Source organism: Piscinibacter sp. PDB5-1 (assembly GCF_056676035.1).
Genome location: NZ_JBWVZL010000002.1, coordinates 742,343 through 757,798, shown reverse-complemented (window position 1 = coordinate 757,798; position 15,456 = coordinate 742,343). Strand labels below are relative to the sequence as shown.

Annotated in this window: 13 protein-coding genes; 9 read left to right on the top strand and 4 right to left on the bottom strand. The window is 68.9% G+C overall.

Features of this window, described 5'->3' with window-relative positions; genetic code table 11:
* The first annotated feature begins 7 nt into the window (after positions 1–7).
* The 6 genes from AC1KAT_RS10800 (at position 8) to gorA (ending at position 8,236) form a co-directional block, all read left to right on the top strand.
* Positions 8–1,708: an NAD+ synthase gene (locus AC1KAT_RS10800; protein WP_480325656.1), complete on the top strand. Its 1,701-nt coding sequence runs from the start codon at positions 8–10 to the stop codon at positions 1,706–1,708.
* 241 nt (positions 1,709–1,949) lie between these two features.
* A complete protein-coding gene (locus AC1KAT_RS10795) occupies positions 1,950–3,011 on the top strand; it encodes a bifunctional nicotinamide-nucleotide adenylyltransferase/Nudix hydroxylase (protein WP_480325654.1) in 1,062 nt (353 codons plus the stop codon).
* Between the two features lie 132 nt (positions 3,012–3,143).
* Entirely contained in the window at positions 3,144–4,226 is a 1,083-nt protein-coding gene (locus AC1KAT_RS10790) for an acyltransferase family protein (RefSeq protein ID WP_480325652.1), read from the top strand.
* Positions 4,193–5,086, top strand: a complete 894-nt coding sequence (locus tag AC1KAT_RS10785; RefSeq protein ID WP_480325650.1) for a sialate O-acetylesterase — start codon at positions 4,193–4,195, stop codon at positions 5,084–5,086. The genes AC1KAT_RS10790 and AC1KAT_RS10785 overlap by 34 nt, the downstream gene beginning before the upstream one ends.
* A 32-nt stretch (positions 5,087–5,118) precedes the next feature.
* Positions 5,119–6,870 (top strand): ATP-dependent DNA ligase, encoded by a 1,752-nt coding sequence (locus tag AC1KAT_RS10780; RefSeq protein ID WP_480326543.1) that lies wholly within the window; start codon positions 5,119–5,121, stop codon positions 6,868–6,870.
* Positions 6,851–8,236 (top strand): glutathione-disulfide reductase, encoded by a 1,386-nt coding sequence (gene gorA, locus AC1KAT_RS10775; protein ID WP_480325648.1) that lies wholly within the window; start codon positions 6,851–6,853, stop codon positions 8,234–8,236. The genes AC1KAT_RS10780 and gorA overlap by 20 nt, the downstream gene beginning before the upstream one ends.
* Before the next feature lie 22 nt (positions 8,237–8,258).
* Here the strand turns inward: gorA and AC1KAT_RS10770 are convergent, their stop codons facing one another.
* The 3 genes from AC1KAT_RS10770 to AC1KAT_RS10760 are packed head-to-tail and all read right to left on the bottom strand — an operon-like array spanning position 8,259 to position 10,586.
* Positions 8,259–8,621: a response regulator transcription factor gene (locus AC1KAT_RS10770; RefSeq protein WP_480325646.1), complete on the bottom strand. Its 363-nt coding sequence runs from the start codon at positions 8,619–8,621 to the stop codon at positions 8,259–8,261.
* 1 nt (position 8,622) lies between these two features.
* Positions 8,623–10,032 (bottom strand): sensor domain-containing diguanylate cyclase, encoded by a 1,410-nt coding sequence (locus AC1KAT_RS10765; protein ID WP_480325643.1) that lies wholly within the window; start codon positions 10,030–10,032, stop codon positions 8,623–8,625.
* Positions 10,029–10,586 (bottom strand): hypothetical protein, encoded by a 558-nt coding sequence (locus tag AC1KAT_RS10760; RefSeq protein ID WP_480325641.1) that lies wholly within the window; start codon positions 10,584–10,586, stop codon positions 10,029–10,031. The genes AC1KAT_RS10765 and AC1KAT_RS10760 overlap by 4 nt, the downstream gene beginning before the upstream one ends.
* Positions 10,587–10,834: 248 nt before the next feature.
* Here AC1KAT_RS10760 and AC1KAT_RS10755 point away from each other — a divergent pair, with 248 nt between their 5' ends.
* The 3 genes from AC1KAT_RS10755 to AC1KAT_RS10745 are packed head-to-tail and all read left to right on the top strand — an operon-like array spanning position 10,835 to position 13,372.
* Positions 10,835–11,395, top strand: a complete 561-nt coding sequence (locus AC1KAT_RS10755) for a GbsR/MarR family transcriptional regulator (protein WP_480325639.1) — start codon at positions 10,835–10,837, stop codon at positions 11,393–11,395.
* A 60-nt stretch (positions 11,396–11,455) separates the two neighbouring features.
* Complete coding sequence (locus AC1KAT_RS10750) at positions 11,456–11,947, top strand: thiol-disulfide oxidoreductase DCC family protein (protein WP_480325637.1); 492 nt, start codon at positions 11,456–11,458, stop codon at positions 11,945–11,947.
* A gap of 54 nt (positions 11,948–12,001) precedes the next feature.
* Positions 12,002–13,372 (top strand): SDR family oxidoreductase, encoded by a 1,371-nt coding sequence (locus tag AC1KAT_RS10745; protein ID WP_480325635.1) that lies wholly within the window; start codon positions 12,002–12,004, stop codon positions 13,370–13,372.
* Between the two features lie 15 nt (positions 13,373–13,387).
* On the opposite strand, the gene AC1KAT_RS10740 is transcribed toward AC1KAT_RS10745, so the two are convergent.
* A complete protein-coding gene (locus AC1KAT_RS10740) occupies positions 13,388–15,394 on the bottom strand; it encodes a hybrid sensor histidine kinase/response regulator (protein ID WP_480325633.1) in 2,007 nt (668 codons plus the stop codon).
* Between the last annotated feature and the right edge of the window lie 62 nt (positions 15,395–15,456).

Genomic DNA, 15,456 nt, shown 5'->3' with positions numbered 1-15,456 from the left:
AGCGACCATGCTCAAGGTCACCGTGGCCCAGCTGAACTACACCGTCGGCGACATTGAAGGCAACGTGCAGAAGATGATCGCGGCGGCGCAGGCCGCACGCGACCAGGGCGCGCAGCTGGTGGTGTTTTCTGAACTGAGCCTCACCGCCTACTACCCGGCCGACATGCTCGACGAGCCGGCTTTCATGGACCGCGTCGATGCTGGCCTGCAGACCCTGTTGAACGCTTCGCGCCAGTTGCGCGACCTGCACTGGATCGTCGGCGCGCCGCAAGGCCGCGAAGGTGTCGGCAAGCGGCTGCACAACATGCTGCTGGTGCTGAAAGACGGCGAGGTCGTGCTGCGCTACGCCAAGCAGCTGCTGCCCACCTACAACGTGTTCGACGAGCGCCGGCACTTCGAGCCCGGCCCCGACGTGGCCAAGGTGCTGCGCATCGGCCACACGCAGGTCGGGCTGATGATTTGCGAAGACGGCTGGAACGACGCCGGCACGGAGTACGCGGTGAACCCGTTCTCGCGCATGCGCGACGCGGCGCCCGACCTCGTGGTGTCGATCAACGCCAGCCCGTCGAACATCGGCAAGCGCGAGCAGCGCCACCAGGTCTTCGGCGATGCGAGCCGGCGCCACGGCCTGCCCATCCTCTACGTCAACCAGATCGGCGGGCACGACCAGATCGTCTACGACGGCGCCTCGTTCGCGGTCGAGCCGCAGGGCGGCGTGGTGTACGAGGCGGCGCGCTTCGTCGAAGACGTCACCACGCTGCGTTTCGAGAACGGGCGCTTCGCGGCGGCCGATGGCGCGGCGCTCGCGAAGGTCTCGCCCGAGGGCCTGCCGACGCCCGAGTTCTACCGCGCGCAAACGGTGCTGGGCCTGCGCGACTACGCCCGCCGCTGCGGCTTCAAGCAGGTGGTGGTGGGCTCGTCGGGCGGCATCGACAGCGCCTTGACGATGGCGCTCGCGGCCGAGGCGCTGGGCGCCGAGAACGTGGTCGGCGTGACCATGCCGTCGAAGTTTTCGTCGAGCGGCTCGGTGGACGACTCGGTGACGCTGTGCCGCAACCTCGGCGTGGCGCTGCACACGCACCCCATCGCCGAACTGGTCGCGGGTTATGCGCGCGGCTTCGAGCAGGGCTTCGGTGCGCCGCTGCAAGGCCTGCCGCTCGAAAACCTGCAAGCGCGCATTCGCGGCACCATCTTGATGGAGTACTCGAACGCCTTCGGCCACCTGCTGCTCACCACGGGCAACAAGAGCGAAATCTCGGTCGGCTACTGCACGCTGTACGGCGACACCAACGGCGGCCTCGGCCTGCTGGGTGACCTGTACAAGACCGAGGTCTTCACGCTGTCGCGCCACTTGAACGAGACGGCGGGCCGCGAACTCATCCCCAACGCGATCATCGACAAACCACCTTCGGCCGAACTGGCGCCCGACCAGAAAGACACCGACAGCCTGCCGCCTTACGCCGTGCTCGACGAAGTGCTCAAGCTCCTGATCGAAGGCGAGCGGCTGGCGAAGTGGGAATACGACGAAGCCACCGCCTTCGTGGCGAAGCTGAAGGCCACCGCCGAGGGGCACGCGTTGATCGAGCGCGTGCGCCAGATGATTGCCCGCAACGAGTACAAGCGCCGCCAGGCCCCGCCGATCATCCGCGTGCGCGAGCGTGCGTTCGGGGTGGGGCGACAGATGCCGATCGCGGCGCGGTATGTGTGATGGGGGTCGGTGGTCGGTGAAAGTCGTTTCACCGCAAAGGCGCAAAGAACGCAAAGGACGCGAAGAAAAGACCAGCAAGGCTTATCTCTTGGCGATCTTTGCGTCTTTGCGTCTTTGCGCCTTTGCGTTGAACCTCTTGCCCCTCCCAAACTGCTGAAGAGCGCACCGCCCCACAAATGCCAACCCCGCGTGAGCTGAGCCCGCCGCAGCCCTCGCACCGACCCACGCCCCGCCCAAGCCCATGACCACGCCCGACGCCACCCTCTACATCGGCCGCTTCCAGCCCTTCCACCAAGGCCACCTCGCCTTGCTGAACGAAGCGCTGACGCGGGCCCCGCTTGCCATCGTCGTGCTCGGTTCGGCCTACCAGGCGCGCACGCCCAAGAACCCGTTCACCTGGCAAGAGCGGGCCGAGATGGTTCGCCTGGCCCTGGCGCCAGCCGACCGTGAGCGCGTGCTCTTTCTGCCGCTGCGCGACTACTACAACGAGGCCCGCTGGATCACCGCCGTGCGCCAGGGCGTGGCTGCGCTGATGCAGGCGCGCGGCGTGAGCCACCCCGCGATCACGCTCGTCGGCCATTTCAAAGACGCCACCAGCGACTACCTGCGCGGCTTTCCGGGCTGGACGCTCGCGAGCCTCGACCGCCACGGCCGCACCGACGCCACCGGCCTGCGCGACGCCTTCTTCGGTGCGCACGGCCGAGACCTCGACGCCGCGCTCGGCGCCCTGGTCAGCGAAGCCCCGGCCAGCACGCTCGAATTCATGCGCGCCTGGGCCGCCCTGCCGCACTACGCCGCGATGGCCGAAGAGTGGCGCCAACTGCGCACCTACAAAGAGGCTTGGTCGGCCGCGCCGTACCCACCGGTGTTCGTGACGGTCGATGCGGTCGTGCGCTGTGCCGGCCACGTGCTGCTGATCCGCCGCGCGCATGCGCCGGGCCAGGGCCTGCACGCGGTGCCGGGCGGCTTCATCGAGCAACGCGAGACCGCCTACCAGTCGTGCCTGCGCGAGCTCGAAGAAGAAACCCACCTGCGCCTGCTGCCCGACACGCTGCGCCAGTGCCTGCGCTCGGTGGCGGTGTTCGACCACCCCGACCGCAGCCTGCGCGGCCGAACCATCACGCACGCGCACTTTTTCGACCTGGGCGAGCGCGAGCTGCCCGAGGTGCGGGCCGACGACGACGCGCAGGCCGTCGAGTGGGTGCCACTCGCCTCGTTGCCGGCGCTCGAAGACCAGTTCCTCGACGACCACTTCCACATGCTCGACCACTTTCTGGGGCTGACCGAAGTGCCAGCCGCCTGAGCCCCCGCCGTGCATTTGTCACGCCGGCCGGGGGCTTGGGCGTGCAGATGAGGGGCCGGCCGCCCAGGGGCGCCCCCTTAACATCGCGCGACTGCCAACCGGCGCAGCCCTCGGGGCGACAAGGGCGTGGACATGAAAACACTGGGTTCGTACACGGGCGGCCGTGACAACAACTTCAACCTGATGCGCGTGCTGGCCGCGCTGGCGGTCATCGTCAGCCACTCGTTCGTCTTTCGCACCGGCGTGGCGAACGACGAGCCCTGGCACGCCACGCTGGGCATCACGCCCGGCTCGCTGGCGGTCGATGTGTTCTTCATCGCCAGCGGTTACCTGGTGACGGCCAGCCTGCTGCACCGGGGCAGCGTGTCGCAGTTCATCCTGGCGCGCGTGCTGCGCATCTACCCGGCGCTCATCGTCGCCGTGGTCGGCTCGGTGGTGTTCCTCGGGCTCTTCTTCGGCCGACTGCCGTTCAACGAATTCATCGTCGCCTGGGACACGGTGCGCTACCTCGTGCGCAACACGCTGCTGGTCATCCCCGGCGGCATCACCTGGGGCGTGCCGGGCGTGTTCGAGGGCCACCCCTCGGGCCAACCCATCAACGGCTCGCTGTGGACGCTGGTCGAAGAGGTGCGCATGTACGGCCTGCTCGCGCTGACCTGGCTGCTGCTGCGCTGGTCGGGTGCGACGCCGCGCCGCTGGATCGGCCCGGCCGCGCTGGCGCTCATGGCCGCCGGCTACGCGTGGCACTTTGCCGTGCGCGGAGACGACATGCTGACCGGCATGCCGCGCCTGATGGCCTTCTTCTTCGCGGGCAGCGCCATGTACCACTGGCGCGACCGCATCCCGGCCTCGTGGGCGATCTTCCTGGTCTTGCTGGGTGTGACGCTGCTGAGCGCCCTCGACCGCACGGCCTTCGGCATCGTGTGGCCGTTCACGCTGCCCTACCTGGTGTTGTTCTTCGCGCTGGTGCCGGCCGGTCCCATGCGCCAGTTCAACCGCGTGGGCGACTACTCGTACGGCCTCTACATCTACGCCTGCCCGGTGCAGAAGGTGCTGGTGCTGGTCGTGCCCGGCATCGGCCCGTGGGAACTGGCCGCCCTGGGCACCGCCGTGACGCTGGTGTTCGCCGTGGCCTCGTGGTACCTGATCGAAGAGCCCGCGCTGCGCCTCAAAGACGCGCGGTGGACCTGGGGCCGACGCTTGCGCGGGGCGTGACACCGGTGCGGCTTCTCGGCGTGGCTGCCGCGCTGCTCGCGGCCCTGGCGCTGGGCCCGACGGTGGCGCCCGAAGACCTGCGTATCGCGCGCGACCGCTTTGGCCGCGTGGCCTATGTGCCTGGCCAGTCCGAAGTGGCCTGCCCCCCGGCCGGCGCACGCACGGCGGTGCTGGTCGTGGCGGGGCAGTCGAACGCCGGCAACCACGGCGCGCCGCGACCGGCGGTGTCGCGCGGCGACCGCATCCTCAACGTCTACGAAGGCCGCTGTTATGGGGCGACCTCGCCGCTGCGCGGGGCCACCGGCGAGGGCAGTGCCTACTGGGACCACCTCGCCGCGCTGCTCATCGACAGTGGCCGCTACGAGCGCGTGCTGATCGCGCCCTTTGCGCTCGATGGCGTGCGTGCCCGGCCCTGGGCCTATGGCGAGCCGCTGCACGAGCCCTTCGTGCAGATGGTGCATGACCTCAACCTGGTGCAGCCGGTCACCCACATCCTGTGGCACCAGGGCGAGTCGGACTTTCTGCTGCGCACGGCGCCCGAACGCTATGAGGCGCAGGTGCAGTCGCTCGTGCAGGGGCTGCGCAAGGCGGGCGTCAAGGCGCCGTTCTTCGTCGCCCAGGCCACGCGCTGCACGGCGGCGACCTGGTCGTTCCAGCACTCGCTGACCGAGGCGCAGCGCCGCCTCGCCACCACGCTGCCGGGTGGCGCGGCCGGGCCCGACGCCGACACCGTGTGGGGCCCCGACCAGCGCTACGACAACTGCCACTTCTCGGCGGCTGGGCAGCTGACGATGGCGCAGCGTTGGTTCAGCGCGCTGTCGGCGGCGGCGGCCGCGTCGCCCCCTGCACCGACGCGCTGAAGGGCCTTCGGCCTCGGGGCATCATCGCCCCGATGCAGCACTTCGCGCAGTTGTACGCCGCCCTCGACGCCACCACCGCGACCGCGGCCAAGGTGGCGGCCTTGCGCGCGTACTTCGAGCAGGCGCAGCCGCACGACGCGGCCTGGGCGGTCTACTTTCTCGCCGGTGGCAAGCCGCGCCAGGCGGTACCCACGGCCGTGCTCCGGGCCACGGCCACGCGTCTGGCGGGCCTGTCCGACTGGTTGTTCGAAGAGAGCTACCAAGCCGTCGGTGACCTCGCCGAGACCATCGCGCTGGTGCTGCCGCGGGGATACGCAACCAGCACGCTGGGCCTCGCGCAGTGGGTCGAAGACCGGCTGCTGACGCTGCGAGGCCTGACCCCGGAGGCTCAGGCCGAACGCCTGGGCCCGTGGTGGATGGAGCTCGACACGCCCGGCCGTTTCTTGCTCACCAAGCTAATCGGCGGCGGCTTTCGTGTCGGCGTGAGCAAGCTGCTCGTGCAGCGCGCGCTCGCCGAGCATGCGGGCCTCGACGCCAAGCTCGTCGCGCAACGCATGATGGGCTACACCGACGCGAAGACGCGGCCGGACGCGCGGGCCTACCAGGGGCTCGTCGCCCCGGCCGACGAAACCGTCAAGGCCGATGGGCAGCCTTACCCTTTCTTCCTCTCGCACCAGCTCGACGTGCCGATGGCGCAGATGGACCTCGCCCTCGGCCCGCCCAGCGACTGGCTCATCGAGTGGAAGTACGACGGCATCCGTGCGCAAGTCGTGCGGCGTGCGGGCGGCACGTGGGTCTGGTCGCGTGGCGAAGAGCTGGTGACCGAGCGCTTTCCTGAGGTCGTGGCACTGGCCGAAGGCCTGCCCGATGGCACGGTGCTCGACGGTGAAATCCTGGTGTGGCGGTCTGGGGACGACAACCCCGCCCCCTTCAACCTGCTGCAGCAACGCATTGGCCGCAAGACGCTGACCAAGAAGGTGCTAGCCGAGGCGCCGGTCAGCTTCATGGCCTACGACCTGCTCGAATGGCTGGGCGCCGACGTGCGCCACCTGCCGCAGCGCGAACGCCGCGCGCTGCTCGAACAGGCGCTGGCCGACCACCAGATCAAGCTGTCGCCGGCCGTCTCGCTCGGCGGCGGCCCCGAAGGCAACGCATGGGAAGCGCTCGACCGCCTGCGGCAGGAGTCGCGCGCCCGTGGCGTCGAGGGTTTCATGCTCAAGCACCAAGATGCCCGCTACGGCACCGGCCGCACCAAGGCCGTTGGCACCTGGTGGAAGTGGAAGATCGCTCCGCTCGCGGTGGACTGCGTGCTGATCTACGCGCAGGCCGGGCACGGCCGCCGCGCGAGCGTCTACACCGACTACACCTTCGCGGTCTGGAACCGGCCACCGGTGGATGCCGCCGAGGCGCAGGCCGTCGTCGAGGCCATCGCGCGGCGCGAGCCGGCCAAGCCCGACGGCTTGCAGCTGGTCGCCTTCGCCAAGGCCTACTCGGGCCTGAGCGACGAAGAGTTCACGCAGGTGGACCAGGTCATCCGCAGCCACACGCTCGAAAAATTCGGCCCCGTGCGCAGCGTGCGGCCCACGCTCGTGTTCGAGCTGGGCTTCGAAGGCATCAACGCGAGCACGCGGCACAAGAGTGGCATTGCGGTGCGTTTTCCGCGCATGCTGCGCATCCGCCGCGACAAGCCCCTGCACGAGGCCGACACGCTCGACACTTTGCGCGGCCTCATGAGCTTCGGCACCCAAAAGAAGGAGAACGACGATGACCGATCAGACCTTTGACTGCGACCTCTTCGTCATCGGTGCCGGCAGCGGCGGCGTGCGCGCCAGCCGCATGGCCGCCCAGCGCGGGGCGCGCGTCATCGTCGCCGAGGGCGGCGCGCTGGGCGGCACCTGCGTCAACCTCGGATGCATCCCGAAAAAGCTCTACAGCTACGCGGCGCACTTCAGCGACCACTTCCACGACGCGCATGGCTACGGCTGGCACTTCGATGCCCCGGTGTTCGACTGGGCCACGCTGAAGCAGCGCCGTGCCCGAGAGATCACCCGGCTCAACGGCGTGTACGCCTCGCTGCTGAGCGGCGCTGGTGCCACGCTCGTGCGCGGCTGGGCTAGGCTGGTCGATGCGCACACAGTGAGCGTGCAGACCGCCGACGGCGAACGGCGCTTCACCGCGCGCCACGTGCTGCTGGCCACCGGCGGCACGCCGCGCCGCGCCGACGTGCCGGGGCATGACTGGGCGTTGACGTCCGACGACATGTTCGACCTTGACCCCTTTCCGAAGCGCCTCGCGGTGCTGGGCGGCGGCTACATCGCCTGCGAGTTCGCGTCGATCTTTCGGGGGCTGGGTGCCCAGGTCACGTTGATTCACCGGCGGGCCTCGGTGCTGGCGGGCTTCGACGCCGAGATCGCGGCCTTTGTGTCGGCCGAGATGCAGAAGAAGGGCGTCAACCTGCGCTGCGGCGTGACGGTGGCCGATGCGCAGCGTGCGGCCGACGGCTCGCAGCGCCTCACGCTCAGCAACGGCGCCACCGTCGAAGCCGACGCGGTGCTGCACGCCACCGGTCGCGTGGCCTTGAGCGACGCGTTGGGCCTTGCGGCGCTGGGCATCGCATGCAACGCCGACGGCACCGTGCGCGTCAACGAGCGCCTGCAGACCAGCGTGCCCTCGGTCCATGCCCTGGGTGACCTGGTGGGGCGCAAGCAACTGACGCCGGTGGCGCTGGCCGAGGCGATGCTGCTGGTCGACCAATTGTTCGGCAGCGGCCAACGCGAGCCGGTGGACTACGACTGCGTGCCCACGGCCGTGTTCACGCACCCCAACATCGGCACGGTCGGTCTGAGCGAAGAAAAGGCACGCGAGCGTTACAGCGCCGTGCGCGTCTTCCGCAGCGAATTCAAGCCCCTGCTGCACACGCTCAGCGAAAGCACCGAACGTGTGCTGATGAAGATCGTGGTCGATGGCGCCACCGACCGCGTGCTGGGCATGCACATGGTGGGCGGCGATGCGGGCGAGGTGATCCAGGGCTTCGCGGTGGCCGTGCAGGCCGGTATCACCAAGGCGCAACTCGACCGCACGATCGGCATTCACCCGACGGCGGCCGAAGAGTTCGTGACAATGCGCGAGCCGTTTCCGATGGCGCCCTGAGCGGCGCCGCACCAACGGGTGCTCAGGCGAGCTTCAGCACCTTCTGGATGCCCTTGAGCAGCACGTCGTCCTTGTGCGGCTTGACGATCCAGGCGACCACGCCGAATTCCTTGGCCTTGGCCTTCAGATCGACGCTGGTCTGCGTGGTGAGCATGAAGACGGGCACGGTGAGGCCCTGCGCGTGCATGTGCCGGCACATGGTCAGGCCGTCCATGCCGGGCATGTTGAGGTCCGAGATGGCCAGGTCGATGGCGTGTTGTGCCAGCATTTCGAGGCCCTTTTCGCCGTTCTCGGCTTCGAGCACCTCGAAGCCCTGCGGCTCCAGCAGCTGCCGCAACGAATCGCGGATGGTGGCTGCGTCGTCGATGACCAGGATTCTCGGCACCTCAGGCCTCCTCTTTGGGTTCTGCGCACACGCGGTTCTTGCCGCTGTGCTTGGCGGCGTACAAGTGGTGATCGGCCCGCTGGATCAGCGTGGACAGCGTGTCCTCCGGGTGGCAGAAGGCCACACCGCAGCTCGTTGTCACGTTGAGCGCGCGGCCGTTGCCGATGTCGATGGCGGTGGCGGCCAGCCGCTCGCGGATGCGCTCGGCCACCGTCGCGCCCCCGTACTCGGGCGTTTCCGCGCAGGGCAGGGCGACCAGGAACTCTTCGCCACCATAACGCACGGCGATGTCGGTGTCTCGAATGCAGGCGCGGATCACCTGGCCCACTGCTTCGATCACGCGGTCGCCGGCGTCGTGGCCGTAGGTGTCGTTCACGCGCTTGAAGTTGTCGATGTCGAGCATCAGCACCGCCATCTCCATCACGTTGCCGCGCTTCACCGACGCGATCAGCGGGTTGATGCTGTCGCCCATGAAGAGCCGCGTGTACAGGCCCGAGAGCGGGTCGCGGATGGCGCAGTCGTACAACGCCTGCGCCTGCTTGCCCAGCAGGTCGGCCCGCTCGATCTGCCGCTGCGCGAGGTGCGCGGCGGTGATGTCTTCGAGGATCACCAGGAAGCGCTCGACCAGGCCGTCGCGCGCGATGGGCTGGAAGCGTGGGCGGATCCACCGCTCGGCCTGCTGCCCGTGTCCGACGCGGATGTGGTCCACCTTCGACAGCACGCCTTCGACCGTGCCGAAGTGCGCGAGCATGCGCCCGGTGCAGGCCCGCAGCGCGTCGAAGGCGGCGTCGAGCGCGACTTGCCGTTCAGGGTTGCCCCGCGCCAGCAGGGCGGGCAGCGACTGGCCGAGCAGCGCTCGGTGGTCGAGCAGCACGTGGCAATACTCGGACAGCACCTCGGTGATGCTGCCATTGCGGTCGACCACCATCAGCCCCAGCGGGATGCTGGAGAAGATGCTCATCAGCTTGAGTTCTGACTGGAACAGCGCCGAGAGGTCGTCGCCCAGCACCGAGATCACCGAGCCCTCGGCGTCGCTCAGGTGCGCGAGGCGGGCGATGCGCCAGAAGAAGGGCCGCGAGTTCGCCGCGGTGCGTGCGCCGCAGATCATTTCGAGCTGCGTGCTGGCCTTGGCGTCGGCCGGCGGCGCCTGGCGCACGTGCTGAAACTGGTGCAGCAGCTGGTCGCGGTTCTCGCTCGTGAAGAAGAGGCTGAAGTCGCGGTGCAGCGCCTCTTCCATCGTCAGCCCGGTGAGCTGGCAGAAGGTGGCGTTGGCGCGAATGATGCGGTTGTGCTCGTTGAGCACGACGAACACGCTGGGCACCTTGTCGAGCACCTGTTCGCTGTACTCGCAGGCGCTCTCGAGCATCGAGAGCACACGTTGCGAGGCGAGCAGTTCGTTGTGGTTGCTCATAGGAAGTCGAGTTCGCCTTCGTCGCCGGTGTCATCGGGGCAGTGCACGCCGGTGAAGTCGGTGTCGGGGCTGGCTTCGAAATAGCAGCTGCAGAAGATCGAGCCGAACGGCCCGTCGATGCGCCAGAAGTCGCCGAACTTCAGCAGTGCGCCGGTCTTGGTGGTGTAGTCGGCATACAGCTCGTAGATGCCGCGGGTGCACAACGGCACGCTCATGCCCATCGAGACCTCGTTCGCGTCGAAGGCCCGGCACACGCGGCCGCCGGTCTGGTTGGCCAGTTCCTTCATGAAGTCGATCACGCGCTGGTCGTTGACCTCGCCGCCGGGCTGCTCGGGCGAGGGCTTGTAGCTGCGCACCTGCGCCGGGTCGAAGTGCAGCTTGATGACCACGCGCAGTTCTTCGCTGATCAGGATGACGATGGCCATGTAGCGCTTGAGCACCTGGCCGAGACGAAAGCCGCCGGTGTCGTCGCCGAGCGTGATGGTCGGCTCGCCGAAGTACTGGCGCGCCTGCATCAGCGACGCGTCGCGCAGCAGGCGGCTGAGCGCGTCCATCGATGCTTGCAGGGGGGGGTGTGTCTCCATGCGCCGTGATCTGTTGAGTGCGTTTGTCGAGGCGACCGAGCCGCCATCATCTGTGTTAACGACCGTTTTGCGGTGGCCTTGAGGGCAAAGTGGCGATTCAAGCGGCGCAATGCGCATGACTCTTGACCCGTACGCGAGTTAGCCCCGCCGCGCAAGGACGTTGCTGAGTTCAGCAATTTCTGTCTTGACAGAAAAACTGGCAAACGTAAACTGACCTCATGCAACTTTCACCCACCCTCTCGCGCTTCGTTCTGCACTGGGGCGAAATGGGCACCCGCTGGGGCGTCAACCGCACGGTGGCGCAACTTCACGCGCTGTTGTTCATTGCCGGTCGTCCGATGCACGCCGAAGAGCTGACCGACACCCTGCAGGTCGCGCGCTCGAACATCAGCACCAGCCTGCGTGAACTGCAGAGCTGGAACCTCGTGCGCCTCGTGCACATCGCCGGCGACCGCCGCGACCACTTCGAGACCACCGGCGACGTGTGGGAGTTGATGCGCACCATCGTGCGCGAGCGCCAGCGCCGCGAAATCGCCCCGACCATCGAGGTGCTGAACGAAATCCTGGCCGACCCGGCCGTCAGCCGCGACCCCGCCGAAGCCAAGCTGCGCATGCGCCAGACGCTCGAACTGCTGCAGACGCTGACCACCTGGAGCGACGAGATGCTCAAGCTCGACACCGGCACGCTGACCCAGGTGCTCAAGCTCGGCGCGCGCATCAAGAAGTTCTTCACGCGCGACAAGGGCGACGCGGCCGCGGGCAGCCGCGCGCCCCTTTGACAGGTCATTTTTTTGCCCACCTATTTCTGTGTTGACTGAAAAAACTGAGCAACGACCGACATGAGCACCGCGCACCCCACCGACCTCGGCCTGTACCCAATGACCCTCTTCTACGACGCGGCCTGCCCCGTGTGCGCGCTGGAGATGGACCACCTGCGAGCCCGCAACCGCGACGGCCGGCTGGCCTTCGTCGACATCGGCAGCCCGGGCTTCGACGCCGGCCGCTATGGCGTGAGCTTTGGCGCGATGGACGCGCAGATCCACGCACAGCGCGCCGACGGGGGCGTGATCTACGGCGTGCAGGTGCTGCGTCTGGCCTACGAGGCCGTCGGTCTGGGCTGGCTGTGGGCACCGGTGCGCTGGGCGCCGCTCGCGCCGGTGGCCGACGTGGCCTACCGCGTGTTCGCGCGGCACCGCCGGGCCATCTCGCGCGCCACGGCGCCGCTGATCCGCGGCATTCGCGCGTGGCGCGCCTGGCGCATCGAACGGCGCATGCGGGCTTGTGCCCAAGGGGCCTGCGAGCTGCACCCGCCGGGGCGTGATCACCACTGAGCCGGCGCGTGCATCGCCCCCGCCGCAAGCAACACAACAAGTGAGGAGGAAGCCATGAGAAGAACACGCGTCCTGGTTTGCGGAGCGACCGGCTGCGTCGGCCGTGCCGTCGTCAACGCCCTGCGGGCCCGCGGGCACCAGGTGGTGCAGGGCGCGCGCTCGGCGCCCGACAGCCGGCACAGCCTGCAGGTGGACTTCAACCAGCCGGTCGAGCCCGCGCGCTGGGCCGAGCGCCTGCGCGCGGCGCAGGTCGATGCGGTGGTCAACTGCGTCGGCATCCTCATGCCGTCGGCCGGGCAGAGCTTCGAGCGCGTTCACACGCAAGGGCCGATCGAGCTGTTCCGCGGCGCGGCGCTGGCCGGCGTGCGCCGTGTGGTGCAGGTTTCGGCGCTGGGGGTGGGTACCGACGCGCAGGCCTTGGCCACACCCTACCTCGCCAGCAAGCTGCGCGCCGATGAGGCGCTGGCCGCACTGCCGGTTGAATGGGCCGTGCTGCGGCCGTCGTTGATCTACGGCCCGCACAGCCAGAGCGCGGCCTTGTTCGCCACGCTCGCGAGCCTGCCTGTGGTCAGCCTGCCGGGGCGCGGGCGCCAGCCGGTGCAGCCGCTGCATGTGTTCGAACTGGCCGAAGCCGTGGCCCGGGTGCTCGAACGCAACGAAGCGACCAACCGCGTGCTCGAGCTCGGCGGCCCGCAGGTGCTGAGCTACCGCGAGATGCTGGCGAACTACCGCCAGGCCCTGGCCCTGGGCGACGCGATCTGGCTGCCGCTGCCCATGCCCCTGATGCGCGCGACGGCCTGGCTCGCCGAGTCGCTGCCGCAGCGGGTGCTGTGCCGCGACACCATCGCGCTGCTCGAACGCGGCAACGTGGCCGCCGACAACGCGCTACCCGGCCTGCTCAACCGCGCGCCCAGCGCCATGCCGCAGGGCCTGGCAGTCAGCGCGCCCGAGCCCCTGGTGGACCTGCGCGTGGGCCTCAGCGCGCCGGTGGCCACCGCGCTGCGCGCGGCGGTCGCTTTCATGTGGATCTACACCGCGCTCATCACGATGCTGTGGCCCGACGATTCCGGCGTGATGCGCCTGCTGGCGCGCTGTGGGTTCGAAGGCGCCTGGGGCGTGGCGGCCATGTGGTTCTCGTGCGCGCTGAACCTGACACTCGGTGCCTGGGTGCTCAAGCGGCCCGGCCCCTGGGCCTACGCGCTCAATGTCGGCGCGGTGCTCGGCTACACGGTGACCGCAGCCTTCCACATGCCCGAGCTCACGTGGGACCACTGCGGCCCGCTGGTGAAGAACGTGCCGGTGCTCGCACTCATCGTGATGCTGTGGCTCTCGCACCGCCCCGCGCGTGGGGTGCCCAGCGCGCGGGTGCGGGCGGCACGCCGGCCTGTGCAGGCGGCGGTGCCGACCGAAGTCGGCATGTACTGAACCGGCGGCGGGCCCTCAGGCGGGGCTGACCCGCGCCTCGGCGCAGCGCTGCAGCACCTCGCCCAGCACGTTCAGGTCCACCGGCTTGACCAGGTGCAGGTCGAAGCCCGACTGGCGCGACTGCGCCACGTCTTTCTGCTGGCCGTAGCCCGTCATGGCGACGAGGTGCAGCGCTTCGCCGCGCGGCCAGCGGCGCAGCGCGCGGGCGACCTCGTGGCCGTCCATCGCGGGCAGGCCGATGTCGAGGATCGCCACGTCGGGCCACTGGAGCAGGCAGGCTTCCAGTGCCCCCGGGCCGTCGTGTGCGAGCACGACGCGGTGGCCGAGCAGTCGCAGGCATTCGCCCACCGTGGTGGCGGCATCGACGTTGTCGTCCACCACCAGCACCTGCAGCCCGCCTTCGACGGCGCTCGGCGGCGACACCGGCGCCACGCTCGGCAGGGTGCCGGCCGCAGCAGACAGCGGCAGCATCACGCGGAACTCGCTGCCTGTGCCCACACCGGCGCTGTGCACGCTGGCGCGCCCGCCGTGCAGCTCGCTCAGGCTGCGCACGATGGCCAGGCCCAGGCCAAGCCCGCCGCGCGAACGCTCGACCGACTGGTGTTCTTGAAAGAACAGGTCGAACACGTGCGGCAGCATCTCGGGGTCGATGCCCACGCCGCTGTCGCGCACACACAGCTCGACCTCATCGCCCACGCGCCGCGCGCTCACGTGGATGTCGCCGCCCGGTTCGGTGTACTTGCCCGCGTTGTTCAAGAGGTTGGTGACGATCTGCGCGAGGCGCTTCGGGTCGCCGTGCACCCGCAGGCCGGTGGCCGGCACGTCGAAGTGCACCCGGTGGCGCTGCTGTTCGAGCAAGGGGCTGCTCTGCTCCACGCCGCGTGCCACGGCTTCGCTCAGTTCGAGGTGCTCTTTGTTCAGCGACAGCTTGCCGCCGGCCACGCGCGCCACATCGAGCAGGTCGTCCACCAGGCCGACCAGGTGCCGCACCTGGCGCTCGATGACCGCGCGCTCTTTCTCGCCGCCGACCGTGCCGCGCAACTGCATCAGGTTCAGCGCGGTGAGGATGGGCGCGAGCGGGTTGCGCAGCTCGTGGCCCAGCATCGCGAGAAACTCGTCCTTCGCACGGCTGGCCTGCTCGGCATCGCGCCGGGCCTTCACGAGATCGGTGATCTCGTAGGCCACGACCGCGACGCCTTCGGGTTGGCCGGCCTCGCTGAACAAGGGCTTGAAGACCACGTTGAAGTGGCAGGACTGCAGTTCGCCATTGCGCATCAACTGCACGATGGGAATGCCGGCATAGGGCTGGCCGGTCTGAAACACCGTCTCCAGCAGCGCGATCACGCCCTGGCCTTCGAGCTCGGGCAGGGCTTCGCGCAAGGGTTTGCCCAACACCGGGCGCTGCGACACGATCTCGTCGTACGAGCCATTGGTGAACTCGTACACCAGCGTCGGGCCGCTCAGCACCGCAATGGCCACCGGCGCGTTGTGAAACACGCGCGTCATCTGCTCGACCGTGGCTTGCAGGCGCTGCTCGTTGCGCACCTTCTCGGTCGTTTCGGCAAAGGTGACGAAGAGGCCGGCGACCTGGCCTTCGTCGTCGGGCAGCGGGCTGTACGAGAAGTTGAACCACACGTCTTCGGGGTAGCCGAAGCGGTCGATGGTGAGCTTGAAGTTGTCGAAACCGAACGACTTGCCGCGCAGCACCTCTTCGACCATCGGCGCCACGGTGGGCCAGATCTCGGCCCAGGTGTCGGTGAGCGGGCTTCCCAATGCGGCCGGGTGCTTCATGCCGAGGATGGGGCGGTACGCGTCGTTGTAGATCTGCGTGAGTTCGGGGCCCCAGGCGATGTACATCGGCAGCTTGCAAGGCAGCGCCATGCGCGTGGCATTCAGCAGGCTCTTCGGCCAGCATTCGATGGGCCCGAGCGGCGTGTTGGCCCAATCGAAGCCCTCCACGCGCGAGGTCATCTCGCCGTCCGGCGAACAAGGAAGAAGCGTGAAGCCGGGGGCGTGGGTCATGGCGGGGGCAGGGTAGCGCAACGGGTATGCACCCCGCTGGCGGCGGGGTACCCAGGCACCGC

Excerpts from the sequence above, each read along its gene's own strand:
- AC1KAT_RS10740 (WP_480325633.1), bottom strand. The coding sequence starts at position 15,394 with ATGACCCACGCCCCCGGCTTCACGCTTCTTCCTTGTTCGCCGGACGGC.
- AC1KAT_RS10750 (WP_480325637.1), top strand. The coding sequence starts at position 11,456 with ATGAGCACCGCGCACCCCACCGACCTCGGCCTGTACCCAATGACCCTC.
- AC1KAT_RS10765 (WP_480325643.1), bottom strand. The coding sequence starts at position 10,032 with ATGAGCAACCACAACGAACTGCTCGCCTCGCAACGTGTGCTCTCGATG.
- AC1KAT_RS10755 (WP_480325639.1), top strand. The coding sequence starts at position 10,835 with ATGCAACTTTCACCCACCCTCTCGCGCTTCGTTCTGCACTGGGGCGAA.
- AC1KAT_RS10745 (WP_480325635.1), top strand. The coding sequence starts at position 12,002 with ATGAGAAGAACACGCGTCCTGGTTTGCGGAGCGACCGGCTGCGTCGGC.
- gorA (WP_480325648.1), top strand. The coding sequence starts at position 6,851 with ATGACCGATCAGACCTTTGACTGCGACCTCTTCGTCATCGGTGCCGGC.
- AC1KAT_RS10790 (WP_480325652.1), top strand. The coding sequence starts at position 3,144 with ATGAAAACACTGGGTTCGTACACGGGCGGCCGTGACAACAACTTCAAC.
- AC1KAT_RS10800 (WP_480325656.1), top strand. The coding sequence starts at position 8 with ATGCTCAAGGTCACCGTGGCCCAGCTGAACTACACCGTCGGCGACATT.
- AC1KAT_RS10795 (WP_480325654.1), top strand. The coding sequence starts at position 1,950 with ATGACCACGCCCGACGCCACCCTCTACATCGGCCGCTTCCAGCCCTTC.
- AC1KAT_RS10760 (WP_480325641.1), bottom strand. The coding sequence starts at position 10,586 with ATGGACGCGCTCAGCCGCCTGCTGCGCGACGCGTCGCTGATGCAGGCG.
- AC1KAT_RS10780 (WP_480326543.1), top strand. The coding sequence starts at position 5,119 with ATGCAGCACTTCGCGCAGTTGTACGCCGCCCTCGACGCCACCACCGCG.